Source organism: Arthrobacter bambusae, from assembly GCF_022606295.1.
In the GTDB taxonomy this organism is placed as follows: domain Bacteria; phylum Actinomycetota; class Actinomycetes; order Actinomycetales; family Micrococcaceae; genus Arthrobacter; species Arthrobacter bambusae_A.
In genome coordinates, this window is record NZ_JAHHZS010000037.1 from 1 (window position 1) to 18,268 (window position 18,268).

Here is an 18,268-nt window from a genome sequence, read left to right on the forward strand (position 1 = left end):
GTGCACGAATAGACGCCCCCCGCACAGCCGCACGCTGGGGGTCCCTCACGTGACACCCTCATGTGGCGAGCTACTGACGATACCGGCCTGAATCTCCCGAATGATTGACCCAAGAAGTCCCGACGCGAGAAGTCCGGGACCGAGCGGACCAGCGGAATCCTCACCAACTGGCGGTAATTGCTGAAGCACGGCCCGTACTTGAGCATTCATGTGCTCGAGTTGCCAGGAGATCTCGTCGGAGATGGCCGTGGACTGATCCGGGGCGGCCAGCCCGGCCGCTTGCGCGGCGTAAGCGGCTGCGCCGAGAGCGTGCGCGCCCATGTGAGCGACGCCAGAAGCTTGTCCAGCAGCCCGGGCGGCGGCCACGGCCGCAGGAGAGCTCACCGCGTGCGCGGCCCGGCCAGCGACGAAACGCCGGCGAATCTCACCTGCGGCGTCAAGTTCACCGCGAGCAAACGCCCGCGTACGAGCGATGGCATCACGCGGTCGACCGTCGCCCGGCGCCTCCGTCTCGAACAGGACCAGAACCCGCTCGGCGCAGTTCGCCGCCCACGCTGCGGCGATACGCCGATCGGCTTCGCTCAGTGACTGCGGAGAGGGCATGCCAAAATTTTCACACACCGGCCCGCAGGACGATCCTTTCCCGAATGCGTCAGCGTCGCCCGCGGCTTTGCTGTAAGGAAAGCGAGACGGGTCCTGCACCCGTGCCTCATAGATACCGCAATGAGCGAAGAGGGCGAAAGGGACACTTGAGACGGGGGTGGATGCCGGACCTGTCGAGGCATCGATTGTCAGCCCTGCCGGCGTCGCGCATCCACTCATCACCGCCATAGGGGCTACAGCCGCTGCAATGCCGAACATATGGAGGCGCCATGCGCCGAGGCTCGTTGAAGGTAGGTGCGCGGTCAAGAGGCTGAGCATCTCGATTGCATTGCCGGCAAGCAAAGCGGAATGTAACGCATACGTGCGTTCCGTTGGAGGGTCCCTCACCTGGCCTGTCGTCTCCACTGGTTGTATCCATGTGCACGGTGAGGGATCCCTCAATCGGACGGTCAGCCTGCAGGGTAGGGCCGGATCGGGCACAATCGCCTCCCCCGACCAAGCGGTACGGTGGTGTGACAGAGCCTTGGGGTGGATTGGAATGAGATGGAGATACGGTCGGAATTCAGGGGAGGTCTCGCTGTCCCCGGAAAGTTCAGGGCGGGCACGCCATGGATCCTTCTCGCACCGACAAAGGAGCATCTGGAGTTCCGGCTGGAACGGGATGACGTCCGTCTGGTTTACCGGACGATGAGGGGCCTAGATACTTTTCACGGTCTGGGATTCGTGCGGCCGGACGGAACCTGGTGGACATTCTGGACCTATCACCCTAATGGGATGCTGGATTGCCTTGAAGAGCTTGGCTACCCGATTGACCCCAAAACGCGTCAGGGGCAAGGCCGATTCTTCGTCAGGGGAGTCGCCGCAGCACAGCCCGCAAGGGGATCCCCTTGCGGTTCTCAGCCCGGCCAGAGCGTTCTCCTGGCTTGGCCAGGTCCGAGGCGCCGAGCCCCACGTAGACTCAGCTTGAAGGACATCGGTTTGGGGGAGAGATGGTTTTCGGCAAGAGGCGAAATTGCGGGATGTGCGGGGAGACGCTGCCGGCGCATGAAAGGGATGTTCGGTTCCGTCTCCCGGACCCAGTACTTAATAGCCCTGAGCAGCATCGTGCTGAAGGTAGCTGGCTGAGCGACCCGGACCCGAGCACGGCCACGCTCATGCAGATCCCGAACATCAGTCCGTTCGTCCGCGCGTTGCTGCCGGTGAAACTGCAAGGCGGGCACGAGTTCCGGTTCGGTGTTTGGATCGCCATCCATCCGGATGACCTGCAACATGCCTGCAGGGTTTGGAACGCGCCGGAATATGCCGACCTGAAACTCACAGGCTTTCTGGCTAACAAGATCCAGCCCTGGGGTTTCTTCGCCGTTCCGGTGAACCTGGCCGTGCTGAACACGGAGCAAACACCTTACTGCGTGTCCAGTCCGGATGAGGAACTGAACGACGTGTTAACCGGGGAGTGGCCGCACGACATCCTGGCTTCGCTGCCATCATGACCCCGAGCTCGCCCACCGACAGAGGAAGTTCGCCGCGGTGTGCGTCATGGTCATCGCCCGGAAATGACCCGGTGTTGGTGGCTCCATCATCTAACGCCCTGGGTCACCGCAGCACCCGGTGAGGGATCCCCAACCGGAAGCTCTCGAGGCTCTGAACAAAATCTGTCTGCAGGGGTTGGGGGGCGCACCCTCGAAAAGTCGACGTCAACAAGGACCTCCCGGCTAGACGGCGGGCGAAGCTGGGGAAGTCCCGAAGAGCAAATTGCCCATTGCTGGTTCCATAATCAAGGCATGGACAGAAAGCATCACCGACACTTACCCTCGCGGCAGAAGGTTTCTCACCGGATTCTTACGTCATGCACGGCAGCGACCGGAACGACACGTTGAACATCGAACAGCAAGGGTCCAAGTTCGTTGTCTATTACACAGAGCGTGGATCCCGAAGCGATGAACACGAATTTCTTTCTGAAGCTGATGCTTGCGACTACTTTTTAGAATCAATGAGACGCGCCTACCCGAGTGCAAAACGCTCCGCTTAACCAGCCGAGTCCGTAGACAACGGTGAAGAATTCTGCCACCGCGCCTGGCGCGTGAGCACGAGAGGAACCATCGCCCGTTGGTGGATCCTTTACCGGGCGCGCAGGTATCGCCTGCGGCGGCGCATCCACGGTCATCTCTTCGGTGGCGCAGTACGTTTCAGCTCGGCGATCCGCAGCCGCAGGAACGTGATGGCCAGGACCAGGGCGTAAACCGCCAGGCCTGCCAGCACGATCGTGAAGACGGCGTACAGGACACCAAGAATGCCAACGGCCGGACTCAGATTCATTGCTACCCCCAATAGACTGTGACTCTAGGCTAGCCCGGAACACCCTGCCCCAGGCCCGTACGCACCGTCAGGCATACAGCAGCGATGAGATCGTGGCTCAGAAACTCTATCCAGGCGCTATCCGGTGCGGCGTCCAATTTCAGTGCCCCGCATCCAAGAATCAGTCTGAATTAGACTCCTTGAAACCCGTGCCTTCCGGTATCGACAGGACCCGCACCCATGCAGTTTGCCAGCGCAATGGTTAGCCACGACTGGAGAAATCTGGGCTACCCGAGCCTTCGCGTAGCCGAATTCTGGGACAGCAGATCCTGCGGCATTGCATGCCTGAGAATGGCTTTTGGGGCACTCGACGTTGGTGGGGCGATCGGGCCGGCCGCTCTCACCGAAGCCCTCCTGAAACGGGGAGCCTACTCTGAAACCTCCGGATGGAAGCATGGCCGCCTCGCGGCATACGCCACAGAATTGGGATTGTCCGCCTCACCGCAGGAAATTCGATGCGTTGACGAGTTCCGGGCAGCCCATGCCAGAGGTGCTGTGGTCATAGTTTCCATCGGCCATAGTTTTGAAACCCCGGGAAAGTCCGGGCATCTCGCTGTACTCCTGTCGATCGCCGAATGGGGCGAAGCCATTCTTCACATCCCCTCCGGGGACAACCGGGCCACGGTAAAGAAGTCAGGGTTTCGACCGGCGTCTTCTGGGAGCATTTCTCCGGGCGTGCCATCGTCCTGGCAACTCCGGAAACTGCATGAGCACAGCGTATTGGGCAGCCCATCAGCTCCGTTTCTGCCCGTTAGCCGATCCTCCATCGGACATTCCTTTGCCTCCGCTTTTGTCAGATTACAGAGCGCGCCCACGCCGCTCCCAATCAGCTCTCGCAGCCTCTTCTTCCTCCCAGAACCTGCCATCGTGGTGGTGAACATATAAGAGGTAGACCAAGGCTGCCGCACCAAATATCAAAGCAATCAGGGTCCAATAGTCCTTCGAAGCCCAGACAGTTGCCGACGCCAGGTGCATGATCACTGAAACGAGCTGCAGAACTGTCCATAAGGACCATATGACGAACTGCCAGCGAAAGGCGCCGCGCGTCATCTTCGGCTGCAGTCTTTTCGGACCCTTCTTGCCAGCGCTCATCTGCCGAGGCTACAACTCTTGATCGCATTTGAGAACCAAGCCTGCAACCGTAAGGCGGCGGCCGACCGTGCATTTATGAGCACGATTATCGATCCATGACCGTGCGCTCCGGTCACCTATCGTCTTAGGTGAAGGAATCAACGAAACCGGGCACCGGGCGTCCTCTGAACCCACCGGTTTACGGGCGCCGCTATGTTTCGGCGCCTGAAAGTTTCTCGGCCTTCAGTTGAAGGGGACGAACACGGGCTTGACGGCCGTCCCCTTGGAACCTAATTTTCCTAGGGCGGACCGCCGCCCACACAGGAGAATCGGTCGCCGCGGGCAGTGCCCGCTCGATGTTTCGTTGCGGCCACCGCTCAGAGCCAAGGGAGAACCGCGGCAACCAAGAGTGCGATCAGGACAACGACCATCAAGCTCGTCATAACGGTGTGCCTTCGCCCCGTAACTTCGTTTCCATCTCGGTCGAAGAACCGTATTCCTGAGCCGGGCGGATAGGAAGTCGGAGCCCTGCGCTTCGCTACTACATACACAAACGTGCAGATTCCGACCAAGCAAAGTATCGGAATGATTCTGCCTATCCATACAGCCACTTCATATGTCATCTGTATCCGGTCCTTTGTCCAATACGGTGCATTAGTGAGCAGGCCGGCGAAAGATATTGCGCTCCGGTTCTCACATGGAACGGCCTGAGAAAACCCGTGTCAACAGGTGAGTGCATCCTTGGCGCGCCTGGACCCTAGCTGAACGCGCAGTAGTACCAGCTGGCGCCCGGAGACCGACCCTCCGACGCATCTCGAGAGCATCACGATTTTCAGTCTGATCTTCAACGGCGTAGGCCGGCCTGAGATACGCCGTGGACACTTTCCACATCGGATGCGCCCCGAAATCACGGACGGATACGGGCTAAAGATATCGGTCGATACCGCGGTGCGCGTCCGGTGAAGGATCGCCTATCGGACATGGCGGCCGCATCGACCGACCGATCAAAGAACGCCGCCGAAACGCGACCGGATCCACTTGTCGTGTTTGTAATCGCCCCGTTGCCGTTTGACCCAGGTGAGTCGGTGTCGACCGAGCTGACGCATGGAGTATCCGTGGGCCGTTTCGTTAGGCTGACAGGATGCTCTACAGAATTCGCCAAACAACGCCAGCTGACGCTGAAGCCATCGTCAAGATGCACACCGCTGCACACGAGGAATGCTACGGTCACCTGCTCCCATAACCGGATGAAAAGTGACCCGTCGACCAGACCTTGTGAAGGCCGCCCACCTTTGCCACCTTGTGATCAAAGCGGCGGCCCCCACGGTGATGTGGAAGTGCCGTTGAGTGCTCCGGCCTCGGAGCGGCACTTGGATTGGACCGCTCGGACGGGCCTGGAAATCATCGGTTCCTTGGGGATGTCCGCTCAGGATTCCCCCATACCCACCGCCATTGGCCGTGCAGACGGCTTAGACATTCCGTGCAGACGACTTCGAAAAATGACGGCCGGTGCGCAACCGGGCAGCTCCCTCACCGGGCCGGCTCTGACAGGGAGTTGCTCAGTCTTGACCGGACTAGTCGCCGCCGGGAAGGTCACGTATCGGAAACTCCCACCCCCGCGGTGCAACCCGCCTTGTCGGATTGGGGTCAGGCCCCCTGTCGTTTCTCCGCGGCGACAAGGGCGGTGACGCGGGCCCGCTCTGCGCGGCCGTATGTCTCTTTGGTGACCAGAATGCCGATCAGCCCGATGATGGCTGCCAGCATGTAGAGCAGTGAAGCTCCGGGCCAGCCAATCCAGCCGACGAGCAAAGCTGCAAGAAGTGGCGCGAACCCGCCGATCGCAGCGGCGATCTGATAGCCGAGCGAAGCACCGGACGTGCGCGTCGAGGTGCCGAACTGTTCGGTGAGGAGCGAGCCCTGCACGCCGGTGAGTGAAGCGTGCACGATACCGATGCCGAATATGAACACGGCGATGACAAGTGCGGGTGTGCCGTCATTGGTGAGCAGGTACATCGGGAATGCGAACAGGATTGCCGCGAGGCAAGCCACGATGTAGATCGGCCGACGGCCCACCTTGTCGGTGAGCGCCCCCATGGCGAATGTGACGACGATCGCCACGATGCTGGCCGCGGTGATGGAGCCGAGTGCTGTGGGGCGAATGTCGGGGAAACGCTGGGAAAGGTAGCTGAGCAGGAAGGTGGCCGTCGAATAATAGGCAAACGACTCCACCATACGCAGGGCGATCACGCGGAGGATGCTGTGCCAGTCACGACGAAGGGTTGTGAGGAACGGGTTCTTTTCGATCTTTCCCTCAGCCTTGGCCGCTTCGAATTCGGGCGACTCCGACAACCGTGAACGGACGACCAGGGCCACGACGACGAGGACGGCACTGAAGAGGAACGGCACACGCCAAGCCATGTCTCCTTCAAGATGCGCGCTGATGAGGAACATCGCGCTGGCGAGGGCGATGCCGAGAGGGTTTCCGGCCTGGGGAATAGCGGCGTACATGCCACGGCGGTTCCATGGCGCATGCTCATATGTCATCGTGATGGCACCGCCCCATTCGGCTCCGAACGCGAGGCCCTGGATCATCCGGATTATGACCAAGAGCACCGGTGCAATGACACCGACCTGGGCGTAGGTGGGCAGGAGCCCGATGAGGCAGGTTGCGCCTCCCATCACCAGCATCGCGCCGACGAGAACCGGCTTGCGGCCGAACTTGTCGGCGAGGTAACCGCCGACCGCGCCGCCGAGGGGGCGCATGAGGAAGCCCACCGCGAGTGTGGCGAAGGAGAGGAGCGTGCCGATGAAACGGTCACTCTGGGGAAAGAAGACCGCACTGAAATACAATGCGGAGGCCGTGCCGTAGGCAATGAAGTCGTAGTTCTCTACGCTCGTCCCCAGAGCGGCGGCGAATGCAGTCTTGTTGCGGTCTTTCGATCCGAGCGTAGATTTCTGCGGAATCGAGGTCGTTGTCGTCACGGGTGGATCTCCTTTGATCTGTGGTGGGGGAGCTTGTGTCTAGCCGGCGAATGCTGGCCGGAGACTGTCGAGGGCGTTCAACTTCTCAACGCGGCGGCGGGTGTCCTCGTCGTCGTCGAATGTTGCGGTGAGGAACTGTTCCACGATGTCGTCGATGAAGGCGGGCGGAACCAGCCAGGCGCCCAAGGCAAGGGCGTTCGCGTCGTCGTGCTCGACCATTTGATGGGCGGAGTATGGCTCGTTGGCAAGACCACACCGGATGCCGGGAATCTTGTTGGCTGCCATGATGGCGCCGGCACCCGTTCCGCACACCAGGACTGCGCGGTCCGCGCTGCCGTCAAGCACGGGCGCGCAGGTCTCCTGAGTCACGTCGGGGAAATCAACGGGCTCCGTGCTGAGGGCGCCTCGTTCGATCACGGCGTGGCCGAGTCGCTCAATGGCATCGATCACGCGCTGTTTGACGGGAAATCCGGCATGGTCTGCTCCTACGGCAACGATCATGCTGGTGTCCTTTCGGTCGGGGCGACGGGCAAAGGCACGACGTCGTCGAGCTGGGGGATGGATGAGGATGCTCCCACGACGGTGACGGCGAGAGCACCCGCGGCGGCCGCGAGGCGGAGCCGTTCCTCCATGGGGAGTCCAGCGTGCGCGGCAAGATAGCCGACGACGGTGTCACCGGCAGCGGTGGTATCGACCGCTCGCACCTTCGGGGCAGGGACACGGCCCGACAGTCCGTCCGCGCAGAAGATCGCCCCGTCAGGGCCGAGCGTGCAAATGGCCTCGGTGTCCAGCGCGCGTGCGCATTCGGCCAGGAGAGCGCCAAGCGCGGAGTTGCCCGGGCCCTCCGCGGTGGCCTCGATTCCGAGGATTCCACTGATCTGCCTAAGCTCGTGTTCATTGACGACGAGGAGATCGATGTCGTGCACGAGATCCGCGGCCGCGGTGGGTGCAGGTGCTGCATTCCAAATGACCATAGCGCCAAGGGACCGTGCCAGGCGGGCAGCGGCACGGTTTGCATCGGCCGGAACTTCGTTCTGCAGCACGAGGACATCACCCGTCGAGATCGAAGCGAGGCCGGTCGCGGCCACGTCCCCGTCGAGCAGGTCATTGGCGCCCGGGAGTACGACGATGGAGTTCTCACCCGAGTCATCGACGAAGACGACCGCGCGGCCGGTCGCGGCTCCGCGGCGCGTCGCGACCGAGCCGGTGTCGACGCCGCGCAAGGCGAGTGCCGCGACCTGAGCGGCGGCTTCGGAATCATCACCGACCATTCCGACCATGCGGGTCACTGCGCCGGCGGCCGCGGCGGCGATCGCCTGATTGGCCCCCTTGCCGCCCGGTGACGCACTCGTGGTCGAGGCTAGGACTGTTTCGCCGGGAGCCGGGAGCGCCGTCATTCTGTAGCTGGTGTCGGCATTGATGCTGCCGAGGACAATAACCGTTCCGTTCATCATTTCACCTCCTCGTAAAAGCTTCATGGAACCGTTTCCATGAATGTGATGAGTTCCATAGTGCATGACGGGATGGGTTCTTGCAAGCTGCGCCAGCCCGCGAGCTGTCGACCAATGGGGGGGGCGATCGTGCGCCATCGCATCTCCCGAAAGGATGTATACTCGGGAACGTTTCCATGAAGGGGGAGGTAATAAGTGGCAACGATCAAAGATGTTGCAGCCCGGGCCGGAGTCGCGCTCGGAACGGCGTCGCGCGTGCTCTCGGGAAGCAGTCAGACCTCGGCTGATTCTCGCTCACGCGTGCTGGCGGCCGCCGCGGAGCTGAATTACATCGCTAACGGGCCGGCACGTTCGCTGCGCCGCTCCAGGACCGACGTGCTCGGCCTGCTGGTGTCAGACATCCGGAATCCCTTCTTCTCGGACCTTGCCCATGCCGCTGAGCAGGAGGCCGGAAGGCTCGGGTACACCGTGCTCCTTGCGAACGCCAACGAAGACCAGGCGAAGGTTGATGACTACTTGCGCATTTTCGCTTCGCAGCGCATCGATGGACTTCTGCTGTCTCCACAGGGCGGGCACTCACCCCAACTTGAATTGCTTCGCGCGACACGGCTGCCACTGGTGCTCTTAAACCGCACCGTGGACGGTCTCGACGCACCGATTTTCGGAACCGACAACGCCGGGGGCGTCGCGAGTGTGCTCGACTGGCTGCAGCGGCGCGGGCACCGAGATGTCGCATTTGTCGGCGGCCCGCCGACTATTTCCACCGGCGCCGAGCGCCTCGCCGCATACCGGGCGGGGCGCGAATCCCATGGAATCAGCATGGACGACGCACTCATCGACACCGGCGACTTCCTGCCCGGCGGCGCGGCGAAGGCAATGCACCGAATTCTCGACAGGGGCATGCGCCCAACCGCGGTGTTCGGCGCGAACGGCCCAACGACTTTGGGAGTAGTTCGCGCGCTTCGTCAGCGCCTCGGCGCCGACTGGGCGGCGAACATCGCAATCGTTTCCTTCGATGACCTCGACTGGTTCGAGTTCGCGTCCCCGGCGATCAGCGCGGTTCGAAATGATGCGGCAACCATCGGACGGCTCGGAGTCGCGGGGCTCGTCGACTTGATTAATGGGCGCAGCGTGGATTCGCTACGAGTCCCGACCGAGTTCTTCGATCGCTCTGCGGGCATTTCGTGAATGCCGCTGCATCGTCCCTAGGTTGTGTTCCCATAACGTCGCGGGTTGGGACTTGAGGCAATTTTGGTGTGTCTCGTAGCTGCGCGGACGTCCGGCATGGTTGTGTCCGGTAAGGGATCCATCAGCGTTCACCGTGCAGAAGCCAAGGGACGGTGCTGCCTTCGACCACGGATGGAACCGTTGATCAACTGTCACAAATCCGGTCTGTCCCTGATCGCACGTTTTCAATGCGGTAACGCTCAGGGCCGGCGGTCGTTCCTTTGTCTTGCTTAAGGTTCTCCAACTGGCTGAGCGGATCCCAATGCGGGGGCGGATCGGTGTAGGAACTGCCCCAGCGCATGCCTTGATTAATCCACCCAAGCCGGGCTTCCGCAATCCAAAGCCGCAGGTCCTCTCCGTGCCGGCCGCCGTCATCAAAACCGTACTCGACGTAGCAACAAGGGCATATGTTGTAGCTGGCGGCCTCATTTTTCAGGTACGGTGGCTCGTCGAGGCCCGGGTAACCGCAGACGGGACAAAAGTACGTCATCTGCTACGCGGAACAGAGCAGCTGGATCGTGCTCCGTGCTTCACGGAATGATTCAGACCGTGCCGGCCAGGCAGGGCCGTAGTCGATGACTTCAATCATTTGACGACCCTAACAGCATGCTGCCACGCGGGGCAGCAAATTCCAGCCGAACCGTTCCGATGAGGATCCCGTACCGGACGTTTCCGGTGTTCTGAACAAAATCTGCTGCAGGAATTGGGTGCGCACCTCCGAGCGAGTCGCGACCCTTGGTGGATGCTTAGAACATGTCCTCGAAGCCGAGCATCACACGCACATTGGGGTTCGCCGTATGGAGCGACAACGTCGCCCTTGTCCGCGAATTACTGGACGCCGGTGCTGACGTATCGAAGCGCGACAACACCGGACGTACCGCGTTGCACTATGCCGTCGGTGCAGGTGGTTTGGCGGTCGAGGTTCTCCTGGCGGCCGGTTCGGAGGTGAACGCCGCCGACGACGGAGGGGGCACACCGCTACACGAAGCGATCGTCCGCGGGAATGTCTCAGCTATCGAAGCTCTCTGCCACGGCGGCGCCCATTGCAGCGCTCGAGATCGGACAGGTCGCACACCTGCCGACCTCCTGTTCGAGAACAAGGACGTGTTCACATCTGACGAACTCGCCGCCGTCAACCTTCTGCTTGTGTCCACCTAATCTGCGCCCGTAGGCAGGTGGCTCAACGGGAGCCGCTGTGTCCGATTGAGGATCGGCTAACGCACATGTGTGCCTCCGCCAGGCAGCAACTTCTTTGATTGCTTCTCATAGAGTCGCCCGGCGGACCCTTGTTGGCCCATTAACGAGGTTCTTCCGATACGCTGCTCCCAGTTAGGGAATGTTCCGGCGGCTTGGGGGACAAAATGCGGGCATCGAAGGACCAACGACAGAAGATCACGGCTACGGGCAGGTCCACCGGGGCTCAGCCCAGAAGCTATCGGTCCCGATCCGCCCGGCCTCTGGCCGCAGGACTCTGGCTGGGCGCCGCCTGCCTCATGGCCTGGATGCTGATTGCGGGAGAGACCAGGACGGCCTTGACTGCGTCACCGTGGCTGGTCTTGGCGTCCTGGACCGTCTACATCGCCCAGTGGAGGCCATGCCTTCGTGTCGACGGCTCCGGGTTTGAAATCGTCAATGGTCTCCGTGACCACCGGATTCCCTTCGAGACAGTGGAAGACGTTGAGGTCCGCCAATCTGTTGTCATCAGGGCATCCGGCAGAAAATACGCCAGCTGGGGTGCTCCCGGCACGCCCAATGCCGCTGCTTCCGGCTACCCGAACGCCGTCAACCTCAGGAATCTTCCCCTCAATGTCCTCCCGGACAACCAGCGAATGAGCCAGCCCGTAGCAGTAGGCGGTCGCGACGAAATCGCGAAGGCGTGGCAGGAGGCCCGCGCCTCAGGCTTTCCTTCCTCGCAAGGAAGCGTCACATCCACGTGGAACCGGACCACGATCGCCATTGGAATCCTCACCGTCCTCTGGGCAGTCACGGCAACGCTGATCTAGGTCGGGTCCGACCCCGAACTTCGCGTTTCAAAGGTGAGCCCCATAGCTGTCCACCAGAAGTCCACTGAGGCACCGTCACTTGGGGCGGGCCGGCCCTGTCACATATTTCCTAGCAGAGCTACCCTGAGCCATGGCTGGTGATGATCGAATTTGGGGAATGCCTAGATTGTTTCTGCGGATCGTAGTCGGAATCCTGGTAGGGGTTCTCGCCGGGCTGCTAGGCGGATGGCAGATCGGTCTGACCTTCGCCCTGATCTATTTCCTTCTTGGTTGGGCAGCAAGAAAGGGCCAGCGGCAGAAACTGGGGCAAGACGCCTATCGAGAGCAGTGGTTAAATAAGCGCAGGAGCGGCAACGATGGCGGGGCGCCGCGGGAGTAGCTCTCCACCGTGTGGTTGGAGACAGACGAGGCTAATGGGTTCATCAGGCCGGCGACTGAAATTTGCCCGGTTAGGCCACTCCCACAGCTCAACAATGGCGTCATCGTCTTGCCTTCCGGGGAGAGTATCCTCGGCAGCGTCCGGTAAAGGATCCTCTAGCGGACTGTGCTCTCCCGGACTGCGGCGTACAGGAACATGTCGCAACGCTCTCCTGCGATCTCCTGATGACTTCGAAGTAGTCCTTCGCGTTCGTAGCCGGCACGTTCGGCCGTGCGGATAGAAGCTGCGTTCCACGGCTCGATGTACAACTCCAGGCGGTGCAGATGCGGAATCGTCCAGGCAAAAGCGGTGAGGGCACACAGGGCATCGGATGCAATCCTGTGGCCCCTCTCGTTCGGGGCAACGGCATATCCAACCTGAGCGCGGCCCGTGTCTAACTCTCTGATCCAGAGTCCGATGTTTCCCATGGAGCGGTCAGTTTCAAGGTCGGCTATCGAGAAGGAAAATCCGTTCCCTTTGATGTGCCGCTGTCGCTGACGCTCGATCCAAGCTACGGCTTCTTCTTGAGTGGCATGTGGTGGGAGGCTTCCCACCGTGGGGACATACGGATCTTGGGAAAGGTCCATCGCCATCGCCGCGTCCAGATCCGTGAACCTGCGCAGCCGGATACGGCCATTCTCCGGATCGGAACACGGCCAGGGCGGAATGTCACCGCTGATGCTCATATCCCTAATTTTGCATTGGGCACCAAAGTTAGTAGTCACTGAATTGATTTCCTTAGTAGGCCAATTACAGGGAAGGCGAGAAGAACGAGGAGGGCATTTAGCCCCCAGGGAGCCCAGGGCGCGAGGGGAAGGAGCCCTGCGAAGAGCGGAGCGGTAAGGGCGGCGGCGGTGAACGAGTACTGGAAAAGCGAAAAATAGGCGCCCTTCTGTTCTGGCGGTGCGATCTCGGCCAGTAAGGAGAATGCTCTGGGGCCGCCGATCAGGCTTCCTCCTGCTAGCAGCACGGTCGCACCGATAAGTGCTGCGGGCCGGTACTCGGAGGGAAAGGCCACGAGCAGCGCCATCGCGATTCCCCATCCTGCCTGGATGCCCGCTGCGAGAGCCAGGTTGGTGGTGCGGCTGAAGCGCTTAGTTCGGGCCACAGCCCAGGTTCCGGCGACCGCACCCAGCCCTGTGTTGACCGCGATCGACGCCCCCACGGCCCATCCGGAGACACCGAGGATGCCATCGGCGTACGGAGGCATCACGACCAGGAACAAGTCAACGCTGAGGAAAAGCAAGAATGCAGTTGTTCCAAGGAGAAGGAATGGCTTATTGCGCAGAGGAGCCCAGACGCTCGCCGGCGGGATCTCCCGAACGGTGGCCACCGGCCGCGCCGAAGGCATCGCAATCGCGAGGGTCGCCGATGCCGCAACGAAGGTGATTGCATTCAATGCGACACAGGCAACCACCCCCACGTTGCCCGGAATTCCCAAGAGCAGACCCCCTGCTAGGCCACCGACGCCGAACGCTGCTGTCCTGACCATGTTCACGGTCGCGAAGGCCCGGTCATGGTCCCCATCCTGCGCCGCGGCGGAGGTCATCGCCCCGAGCGCGGAGTAAAAGACCTGCACCCCGGCAGCGGTCAGGACGGCCGTCAGGACCGCAAGCGGGACGTCCCTCGCCACGAGGTAGGCAAGCATGCCTGTGGTCTGAAGGATCTGGGACGTCACGACAACGCGCTTAGGCCCCCAACTGTCGACAAGTCGCGCAACGGCAGCAGGAGCGAAGGTTCCGGCCACAGTTCCTACGGCTAACACGACGCCGGCAGTGCTTAGCGGGATCCCCACAACCTGCTCGAGGTACACGAGGGTGAGGGGAAGGAAGAGACCCGAACCGAAGTTATCCACGCCGAGGCCGACCAACATTGCCCGGAACCCCAACCGTCCGCGACGCTCAGCGCTAGTAATTTGCACCATCCGGTCACTCTCGCACCCGCCGGTTGGAGAATCCAGTCAACTTTCTGCCGGGCATTAACCGTCTTGACTACAGTCTTGGTCGCGGCCGCATTCATGCCCGCGGGAACTGTCATTACGTCGACCGCTGTGGAAACAGCCGTCTCTGACGCCGCTCTCTAACACCAGATCACGGAGAAGACCGGCACTAACGTGCCGGTCTTCTCCGTGTCCCCAAGCTTCCATTGGGGAAACTATCGCTGCCCCAGGTTCCTGGACTGAATAGGGGCCTCATCCGACTGGCACGGCGTCCGGTGAAGGATCCTCCACCGCCCGTCGGCTGCCATCTGGCAGTAGAGCGCAGAAGAACCAGGTCCTTTCCCGGCTGCCATCTGTTCAGCTAGTGATAACGCCAATACGATCGCAGAATGAGCTCTGAGGTAGGGCCTGAGAGCGATCTCGCCCCCGCCGGAGCGGACGCAATAACGAATGGATGCTTCTAATGAAATCCAAGCCTCTTCGCATCGCCGCAATGTTGGTTGGTGCAGCCAGTCTCGTCATGCTCATCCTCGTGCTAATCACAGGACGATTTGAGCTTATTTACGCGCCGGCCCTTCCGCTCATCCTCTGTTTGGTACTGCTGTTTATGCGGACTAAGGACACTCCCTCAAATCGCTAGTCGGGGGAAAGTCCTGATAACACGAGGCCGACAGGCTCAGCGGTGAAGTCCTGAAAGCGGCGTCCTCGGAGCGCCCGTAAGCCGGTCGATCACCGTGCTGCGGTAACCCGGCGGCCCGGCTCGCGCAGTTGCTGGCCCACGCCATGTACGTAAGACCCGCACGATCAAATGCACGATGACGGGGGGATTACTGCAACCATCTCTTCGCCGCCCTGCCACACGCCCCCGCAACGTGATCCGCATCCACGGTTCAAGCACGGGAATGTCCACGAGCCCAAGGTCCAGTTTGTCCCCCAGTGGTCCATGGCACCGAGGTGATGTTCTCCGGCGGCCAGGTTGACCGGCCCGGCTGATCGGCGCTGGTCCAGGCGCTGACCGAAGGCGGCCTCGACTGTTGCCAAGCGTTCGGGGAGGTGGTCCGTGAGGGTGAGTTCGCCGTCGTTGGCTGCTTCCGGATGCCAGCGCGGGATCGCGCCGTCGCCCGGCTCTTCGGGTGCGGGAGGTGGACAGCACGTCAGCTCCGTGGTTGCGTTGAACGGTCGTCATTGCCGCCAACAGGAGGAACCACAGTGAGCAAGCTAGCACTTATCACGGGCGCCAGCTCTGGAATCGGCCAGGCATTCGCCGAACGCCTGGCCGCCGACGGTTACGATCTGGTGATCGTGGGCCGACGGCAGGAACGCTTGGAACAGTTCGCCGATTCGCACCCTCAGACTACGGTCCGGACCGTCGTCGCCGACCTGTCAACGCCGGCGGGTATCGACACGGTCGCCGGGATCTGCGCAACCGAGCCGGTAACAATGCTCGTGAACAACGCCGGCGTCGCGCACTACATGCCTTTCGCCGAACTTCCCGCCGACAAGGCCACGGAACTCGTCAACGTCAAGGTCCTCGCGCCCACCATGCTCAGCCGGGCGGCAATCGCGGGTATGCAGGAACGCGGCGGGGGAACCATCATCAACGTGTCCGGCATGATCGCCTTCGGTGGCCCGGCCCCGCACGCCCAGATGCCCCGCCGCGTCGTCTACGGCGGCAGCCTGGCGTACCTCGTCGCGATGTCCCAGACCCTCAGCGCGGAGCTGGAGGGCACCGGAATCACGGTGCAAGTCGTGTGCCCGGGAGTGGTTGCCACCGAGTTCCACGAGCGCCAAGGCATGGACTTGAGCAGGATGCCGCGGATGAGCGCCGCCGACGTCGTCACGGCAAGCTTGCGCGGCCTGGAAATGGGCGAAACCGTCTGCGCACCGGGCGTGGAGGACGTCGGCCTTCTCGATGCCGTCTTCCAGGCAGACCTCGCCGCTTTCGGGGCGCAGAGCCCCGAGCTCGCCACGCGGTATCGGTAATTCCGGGTATATTCCGCGAACGAAAGTTGATGCGATCCTCCGGAAACGGTCCTAGAGTGTTGGCCATGGCTATCGCACGGTTCCCGGTCGTGGTACTCGACTGTCCCGACCCCAAGGCCCTGGCTGAGTTCTACAGCGCTCTGCTCGAGTGGAAAGTCGAGCGGAACGACGACGACTGGTGGTCCATCCGCGCCGATTACGGCGATTCGCTGGCCTTCCAGAAAGTCGACTCCTTCACGCCGCCACAATGGCCCGGCCAGGACGTTCCGCAGCAGATGCACCTCGACGTCGTGGTGGACGACCTCGACGCCGCTGAGGCAGCTGTGCTCGAGCTCGGCGCGACCAAGCACGAGAATCAGCCGGGAACGACATTCCGGGTGTTTCTTGACCCGGCCGGTCATCCTTTGTGCCTCTGCCTGGACTGACGACACATCGGTCAGGATCGGAGAAGCGGTCGGTGGGGCCTCGGCTTAAAGTCGAAAAATCACGGGGCTACGGCGGCGCCGGCCCGTTCACCGACCCGGACGGGTTTGCATGGGAGCCGGCGTCAGCGTGAGCTGGGAGGGATGCCGCGGGTAGCCGCGCTAACGCGAGTTCCATCGGAACCAGCGGATTCCGATGAAGGCGAACACGACGACGTACCCCACGCAGGCCAAGAGCGAGTAGGTGTCCTGACCGCTCCAGGCAGACTGGTTCAGGACATCCGAGAAGAGTGCCAGGAGGGCTCCGACCGGGGACCAGTCCGCGATGGTTTGCATCGCGTCCCCGAGGATGCCGCTTCCTCCGAGGAGGCCGAGGAGCAACAAGAAGATCATGAGCAACCGGCCGATCGCGCTGACGGCGTTGGTGGACTGAACCAAGCCGACCAGGGCTTGTCCGATGGCCAGGAACATTGCCGCTCCGAGGACCGCAATGATGATGACCAAGAGGTATTGGCCGATGTTGAGCGTGAGCCCGTGAACGATGGCGCCGACGATGACGACAATGATGGAGGCGAGCAGGTTCGTGGCTATTTGGACGACAAGGCGGCTCGTCATGATCATCCAGTTGGGCGCCGGGGTGACGCGGAGCCTTTGCAGCACACCGATCTCACGGTCGTGGGCCAGAGCCAAGGTGAATCCGAGCAGGCACGAGGTGAGTAGGCCAAGGGTCAACGCCAATCCGATGAGGAGGTTTGACCCTCCGAGCCGAGATTGTGATTTGCCAAAGCTTGTGACCACAAGGATGACGACCGGCAGCAGGGCGCTCAAAACAAGTGAAGTCTTACTGTTGAGCATCACAATGGAGTCCGCGCGAAGCAACGAACCCATGGCGAGGCCGCGAGGTGGGCGGACAGTGGCGACGCTGGTGTTAGTCACGGATCTCACTTCCAGTCAGTCCGATGAACACGTCTTCCAAGGTCGGTGCGCCGTGGGCGACCGAAAGCACCCGCGGATCGTCCCTGTGTTTGTCGATCAGCTCCGACGGCTTGCCGATGGTGAGCAGTACCCCGTGATCGATGATCGCGACCCGGTCACACACCGCCTGAGCCTCCTCCATCGAGTGCGTGGTCAGAAGAATGCTGTTGCCTTCGCCACGGAGTTCCTCGATGCGACGCCATAGTCCACGGCGTGACTGGGGGTCCAGCCCGGCGGTGGGTTCGTCCAGCAAGAGCAGGAGGGGGTTGTGAATCGTGGCAATGAACAGTGCAAGCCGCTGCTGCTGCCCACCCGACAACTGTTTGAACCTTTTGCCCAGTTCTTCTTCAAGCCCTATGGAACGCATGCTCATCCCGATTTGCGTGCGCGAGAGTTTTACCCCGTAAAGCCCGCCGTAGAGCTTCGCGATCTGTTGAATAGTCAATTCGGCCTGGAAACTGGAGGACTGCAGTTGCACCCCGAGCCGCGCTTTCGCGTCCAGCGGCTCTTCTTGAACGTCGATTCCGTCCACCAGCAGCCGCCCGGATTTCGGCGTAACCAGCCCTTCGATGGCGCTGAGTGTGCTCGTCTTCCCCGCACCGTTCGGGCCCAGCAGGCCGAAGATCTCACCCCGGTGAATCTGAAAACTCACACCGTCGACGACGGTCCGCGCACCGTACGCGACGTACAAGTCGCTGATGTCCAAAACCGGCCGTTGTGCCGGCACATTCACTTCACTCATCGAGCCGCATCCCCCTCAGGGTGGCCAAGCGGCCCCATGGCAGGGCGCCGTTGCGATGAGTCTATATCCGGGAACCTGATGTTTTGATGGGAACCGA

General features: G+C 61.7%; 17 protein-coding genes. 7 read left to right on the forward strand and 10 right to left on the reverse strand.

The annotated features are described in order from the left end of the window. Nucleotides 1-45: 45 nt before the first annotated feature. Nucleotides 46-603 carry a putative immunity protein gene (locus KNN17_RS18950; protein WP_241710427.1) on the reverse strand — a complete coding sequence of 186 codons (558 nt, stop codon included), beginning with the start codon at nucleotides 601-603 and terminating at the stop codon, nucleotides 46-48. 989 nt (nucleotides 604-1,592) lie between these two features. Between KNN17_RS18950 and KNN17_RS18955 the strand changes: the two genes are divergently transcribed. Further along, nucleotides 1,593-2,093: a DUF2199 domain-containing protein gene (locus KNN17_RS18955; protein ID WP_241710428.1), complete on the forward strand. Its 501-nt coding sequence runs from the start codon at nucleotides 1,593-1,595 to the stop codon at nucleotides 2,091-2,093. Nucleotides 2,094-2,763: 670 nt separating this feature from the next. Here the strand turns inward: KNN17_RS18955 and KNN17_RS18960 are convergent. From KNN17_RS18960 to KNN17_RS18980, 5 genes are all read right to left on the reverse strand, one after another. Next, entirely contained in the window at nucleotides 2,764-2,919 is a 156-nt protein-coding gene (locus tag KNN17_RS18960) for a hypothetical protein (RefSeq protein WP_241710429.1), read from the reverse strand. A gap of 837 nt (nucleotides 2,920-3,756) precedes the next feature. Beyond that, nucleotides 3,757-4,050, reverse strand: coding sequence for a hypothetical protein (locus KNN17_RS18965; protein WP_241710430.1), 294 nt, complete (start codon nucleotides 4,048-4,050; stop codon nucleotides 3,757-3,759). A 1,626-nt stretch (nucleotides 4,051-5,676) separates the two neighbouring features. Further along, nucleotides 5,677-7,011: an MFS transporter gene (locus tag KNN17_RS18970; protein WP_241710431.1), complete on the reverse strand. Its 1,335-nt coding sequence runs from the start codon at nucleotides 7,009-7,011 to the stop codon at nucleotides 5,677-5,679. Nucleotides 7,012-7,050: 39 nt separating this feature from the next. After that, a complete protein-coding gene (locus KNN17_RS18975; protein WP_241710432.1) occupies nucleotides 7,051-7,512 on the reverse strand; it encodes an RpiB/LacA/LacB family sugar-phosphate isomerase in 462 nt (153 codons plus the stop codon). Then, nucleotides 7,509-8,465: a PfkB family carbohydrate kinase gene (locus tag KNN17_RS18980; protein WP_241710433.1), complete on the reverse strand. Its 957-nt coding sequence runs from the start codon at nucleotides 8,463-8,465 to the stop codon at nucleotides 7,509-7,511. Before KNN17_RS18980 ends, KNN17_RS18975 begins: the two co-directional genes overlap by 4 nt. Nucleotides 8,466-8,657: 192 nt before the next feature. Between KNN17_RS18980 and KNN17_RS18985 the strand changes: the two genes are divergently transcribed. The 4 genes from KNN17_RS18985 (at nucleotide 8,658) to KNN17_RS19000 (ending at nucleotide 12,071) form a co-directional block, all read left to right on the forward strand. Further along, entirely contained in the window at nucleotides 8,658-9,650 is a 993-nt protein-coding gene (locus KNN17_RS18985) for a LacI family DNA-binding transcriptional regulator (RefSeq protein WP_241710434.1), read from the forward strand. Between the two features lie 792 nt (nucleotides 9,651-10,442). After that, nucleotides 10,443-10,847 (forward strand): ankyrin repeat domain-containing protein, encoded by a 405-nt coding sequence (locus tag KNN17_RS18990; RefSeq protein ID WP_241710435.1) that lies wholly within the window; start codon nucleotides 10,443-10,445, stop codon nucleotides 10,845-10,847. Between the two features lie 203 nt (nucleotides 10,848-11,050). After that, on the forward strand, nucleotides 11,051-11,692 hold the full coding sequence (locus KNN17_RS18995) for a PH domain-containing protein (protein WP_241710436.1): 642 nt from the start codon (nucleotides 11,051-11,053) through the stop codon (nucleotides 11,690-11,692). Nucleotides 11,693-11,849: 157 nt separating this feature from the next. Further along, nucleotides 11,850-12,071, forward strand: a complete 222-nt coding sequence (locus KNN17_RS19000) for a hypothetical protein (RefSeq protein ID WP_241710437.1) — start codon at nucleotides 11,850-11,852, stop codon at nucleotides 12,069-12,071. 155 nt (nucleotides 12,072-12,226) lie between these two features. Here KNN17_RS19000 and KNN17_RS19005 read toward each other — a convergent pair whose 3' ends face one another. Then, nucleotides 12,227-12,796, reverse strand: a complete 570-nt coding sequence (locus KNN17_RS19005; RefSeq protein WP_241710438.1) for a GNAT family N-acetyltransferase — start codon at nucleotides 12,794-12,796, stop codon at nucleotides 12,227-12,229. A gap of 35 nt (nucleotides 12,797-12,831) precedes the next feature. Continuing rightward, nucleotides 12,832-14,034 carry an MFS transporter gene (locus KNN17_RS19010; RefSeq protein ID WP_241710439.1) on the reverse strand — a complete coding sequence of 401 codons (1,203 nt, stop codon included), beginning with the start codon at nucleotides 14,032-14,034 and terminating at the stop codon, nucleotides 12,832-12,834. A gap of 1,224 nt (nucleotides 14,035-15,258) precedes the next feature. Between KNN17_RS19010 and KNN17_RS19015 the strand changes: the two genes are divergently transcribed. Continuing rightward, nucleotides 15,259-16,032 carry an SDR family NAD(P)-dependent oxidoreductase gene (locus KNN17_RS19015; protein WP_241710440.1) on the forward strand — a complete coding sequence of 258 codons (774 nt, stop codon included), beginning with the start codon at nucleotides 15,259-15,261 and terminating at the stop codon, nucleotides 16,030-16,032. A gap of 65 nt (nucleotides 16,033-16,097) precedes the next feature. Then, nucleotides 16,098-16,457, forward strand: a complete 360-nt coding sequence (locus KNN17_RS19020; RefSeq protein ID WP_241710441.1) for a VOC family protein — start codon at nucleotides 16,098-16,100, stop codon at nucleotides 16,455-16,457. 159 nt (nucleotides 16,458-16,616) lie between these two features. Here KNN17_RS19020 and KNN17_RS19025 read toward each other — a convergent pair whose 3' ends face one another. Then, nucleotides 16,617-17,390, reverse strand: a complete 774-nt coding sequence (locus KNN17_RS19025; protein ID WP_241710442.1) for an ABC transporter permease — start codon at nucleotides 17,388-17,390, stop codon at nucleotides 16,617-16,619. Further along, the gene (locus tag KNN17_RS19030) at nucleotides 17,383-18,162 is read right to left on the reverse strand and encodes an ABC transporter ATP-binding protein (protein ID WP_241710443.1); all 780 of its coding nucleotides are present in this window, start codon (nucleotides 18,160-18,162) and stop codon (nucleotides 17,383-17,385) included. Before KNN17_RS19030 ends, KNN17_RS19025 begins: the two co-directional genes overlap by 8 nt. Nucleotides 18,163-18,268 lie beyond the last annotated feature (106 nt).

Excerpts from the sequence above, each read along its gene's own strand:
- KNN17_RS18950 (WP_241710427.1), bottom strand. The coding sequence starts at position 603 with ATGCCCTCTCCGCAGTCACTGAGCGAAGCCGATCGGCGTATCGCCGCA.
- KNN17_RS18955 (WP_241710428.1), top strand. The coding sequence starts at position 1,593 with ATGGTTTTCGGCAAGAGGCGAAATTGCGGGATGTGCGGGGAGACGCTG.
- KNN17_RS18960 (WP_241710429.1), bottom strand. The coding sequence starts at position 2,919 with ATGAATCTGAGTCCGGCCGTTGGCATTCTTGGTGTCCTGTACGCCGTC.
- KNN17_RS18965 (WP_241710430.1), bottom strand. The coding sequence starts at position 4,050 with ATGAGCGCTGGCAAGAAGGGTCCGAAAAGACTGCAGCCGAAGATGACG.
- KNN17_RS18975 (WP_241710432.1), bottom strand. The coding sequence starts at position 7,512 with ATGATCGTTGCCGTAGGAGCAGACCATGCCGGATTTCCCGTCAAACAG.
- KNN17_RS18980 (WP_241710433.1), bottom strand. The coding sequence starts at position 8,465 with ATGATGAACGGAACGGTTATTGTCCTCGGCAGCATCAATGCCGACACC.
- KNN17_RS18990 (WP_241710435.1), top strand. The coding sequence starts at position 10,443 with ATGTCCTCGAAGCCGAGCATCACACGCACATTGGGGTTCGCCGTATGG.
- KNN17_RS18995 (WP_241710436.1), top strand. The coding sequence starts at position 11,051 with ATGCGGGCATCGAAGGACCAACGACAGAAGATCACGGCTACGGGCAGG.
- KNN17_RS19000 (WP_241710437.1), top strand. The coding sequence starts at position 11,850 with ATGCCTAGATTGTTTCTGCGGATCGTAGTCGGAATCCTGGTAGGGGTT.
- KNN17_RS19005 (WP_241710438.1), bottom strand. The coding sequence starts at position 12,796 with ATGAGCATCAGCGGTGACATTCCGCCCTGGCCGTGTTCCGATCCGGAG.
- KNN17_RS19010 (WP_241710439.1), bottom strand. The coding sequence starts at position 14,034 with ATGGTGCAAATTACTAGCGCTGAGCGTCGCGGACGGTTGGGGTTCCGG.
- KNN17_RS19020 (WP_241710441.1), top strand. The coding sequence starts at position 16,098 with ATGGCTATCGCACGGTTCCCGGTCGTGGTACTCGACTGTCCCGACCCC.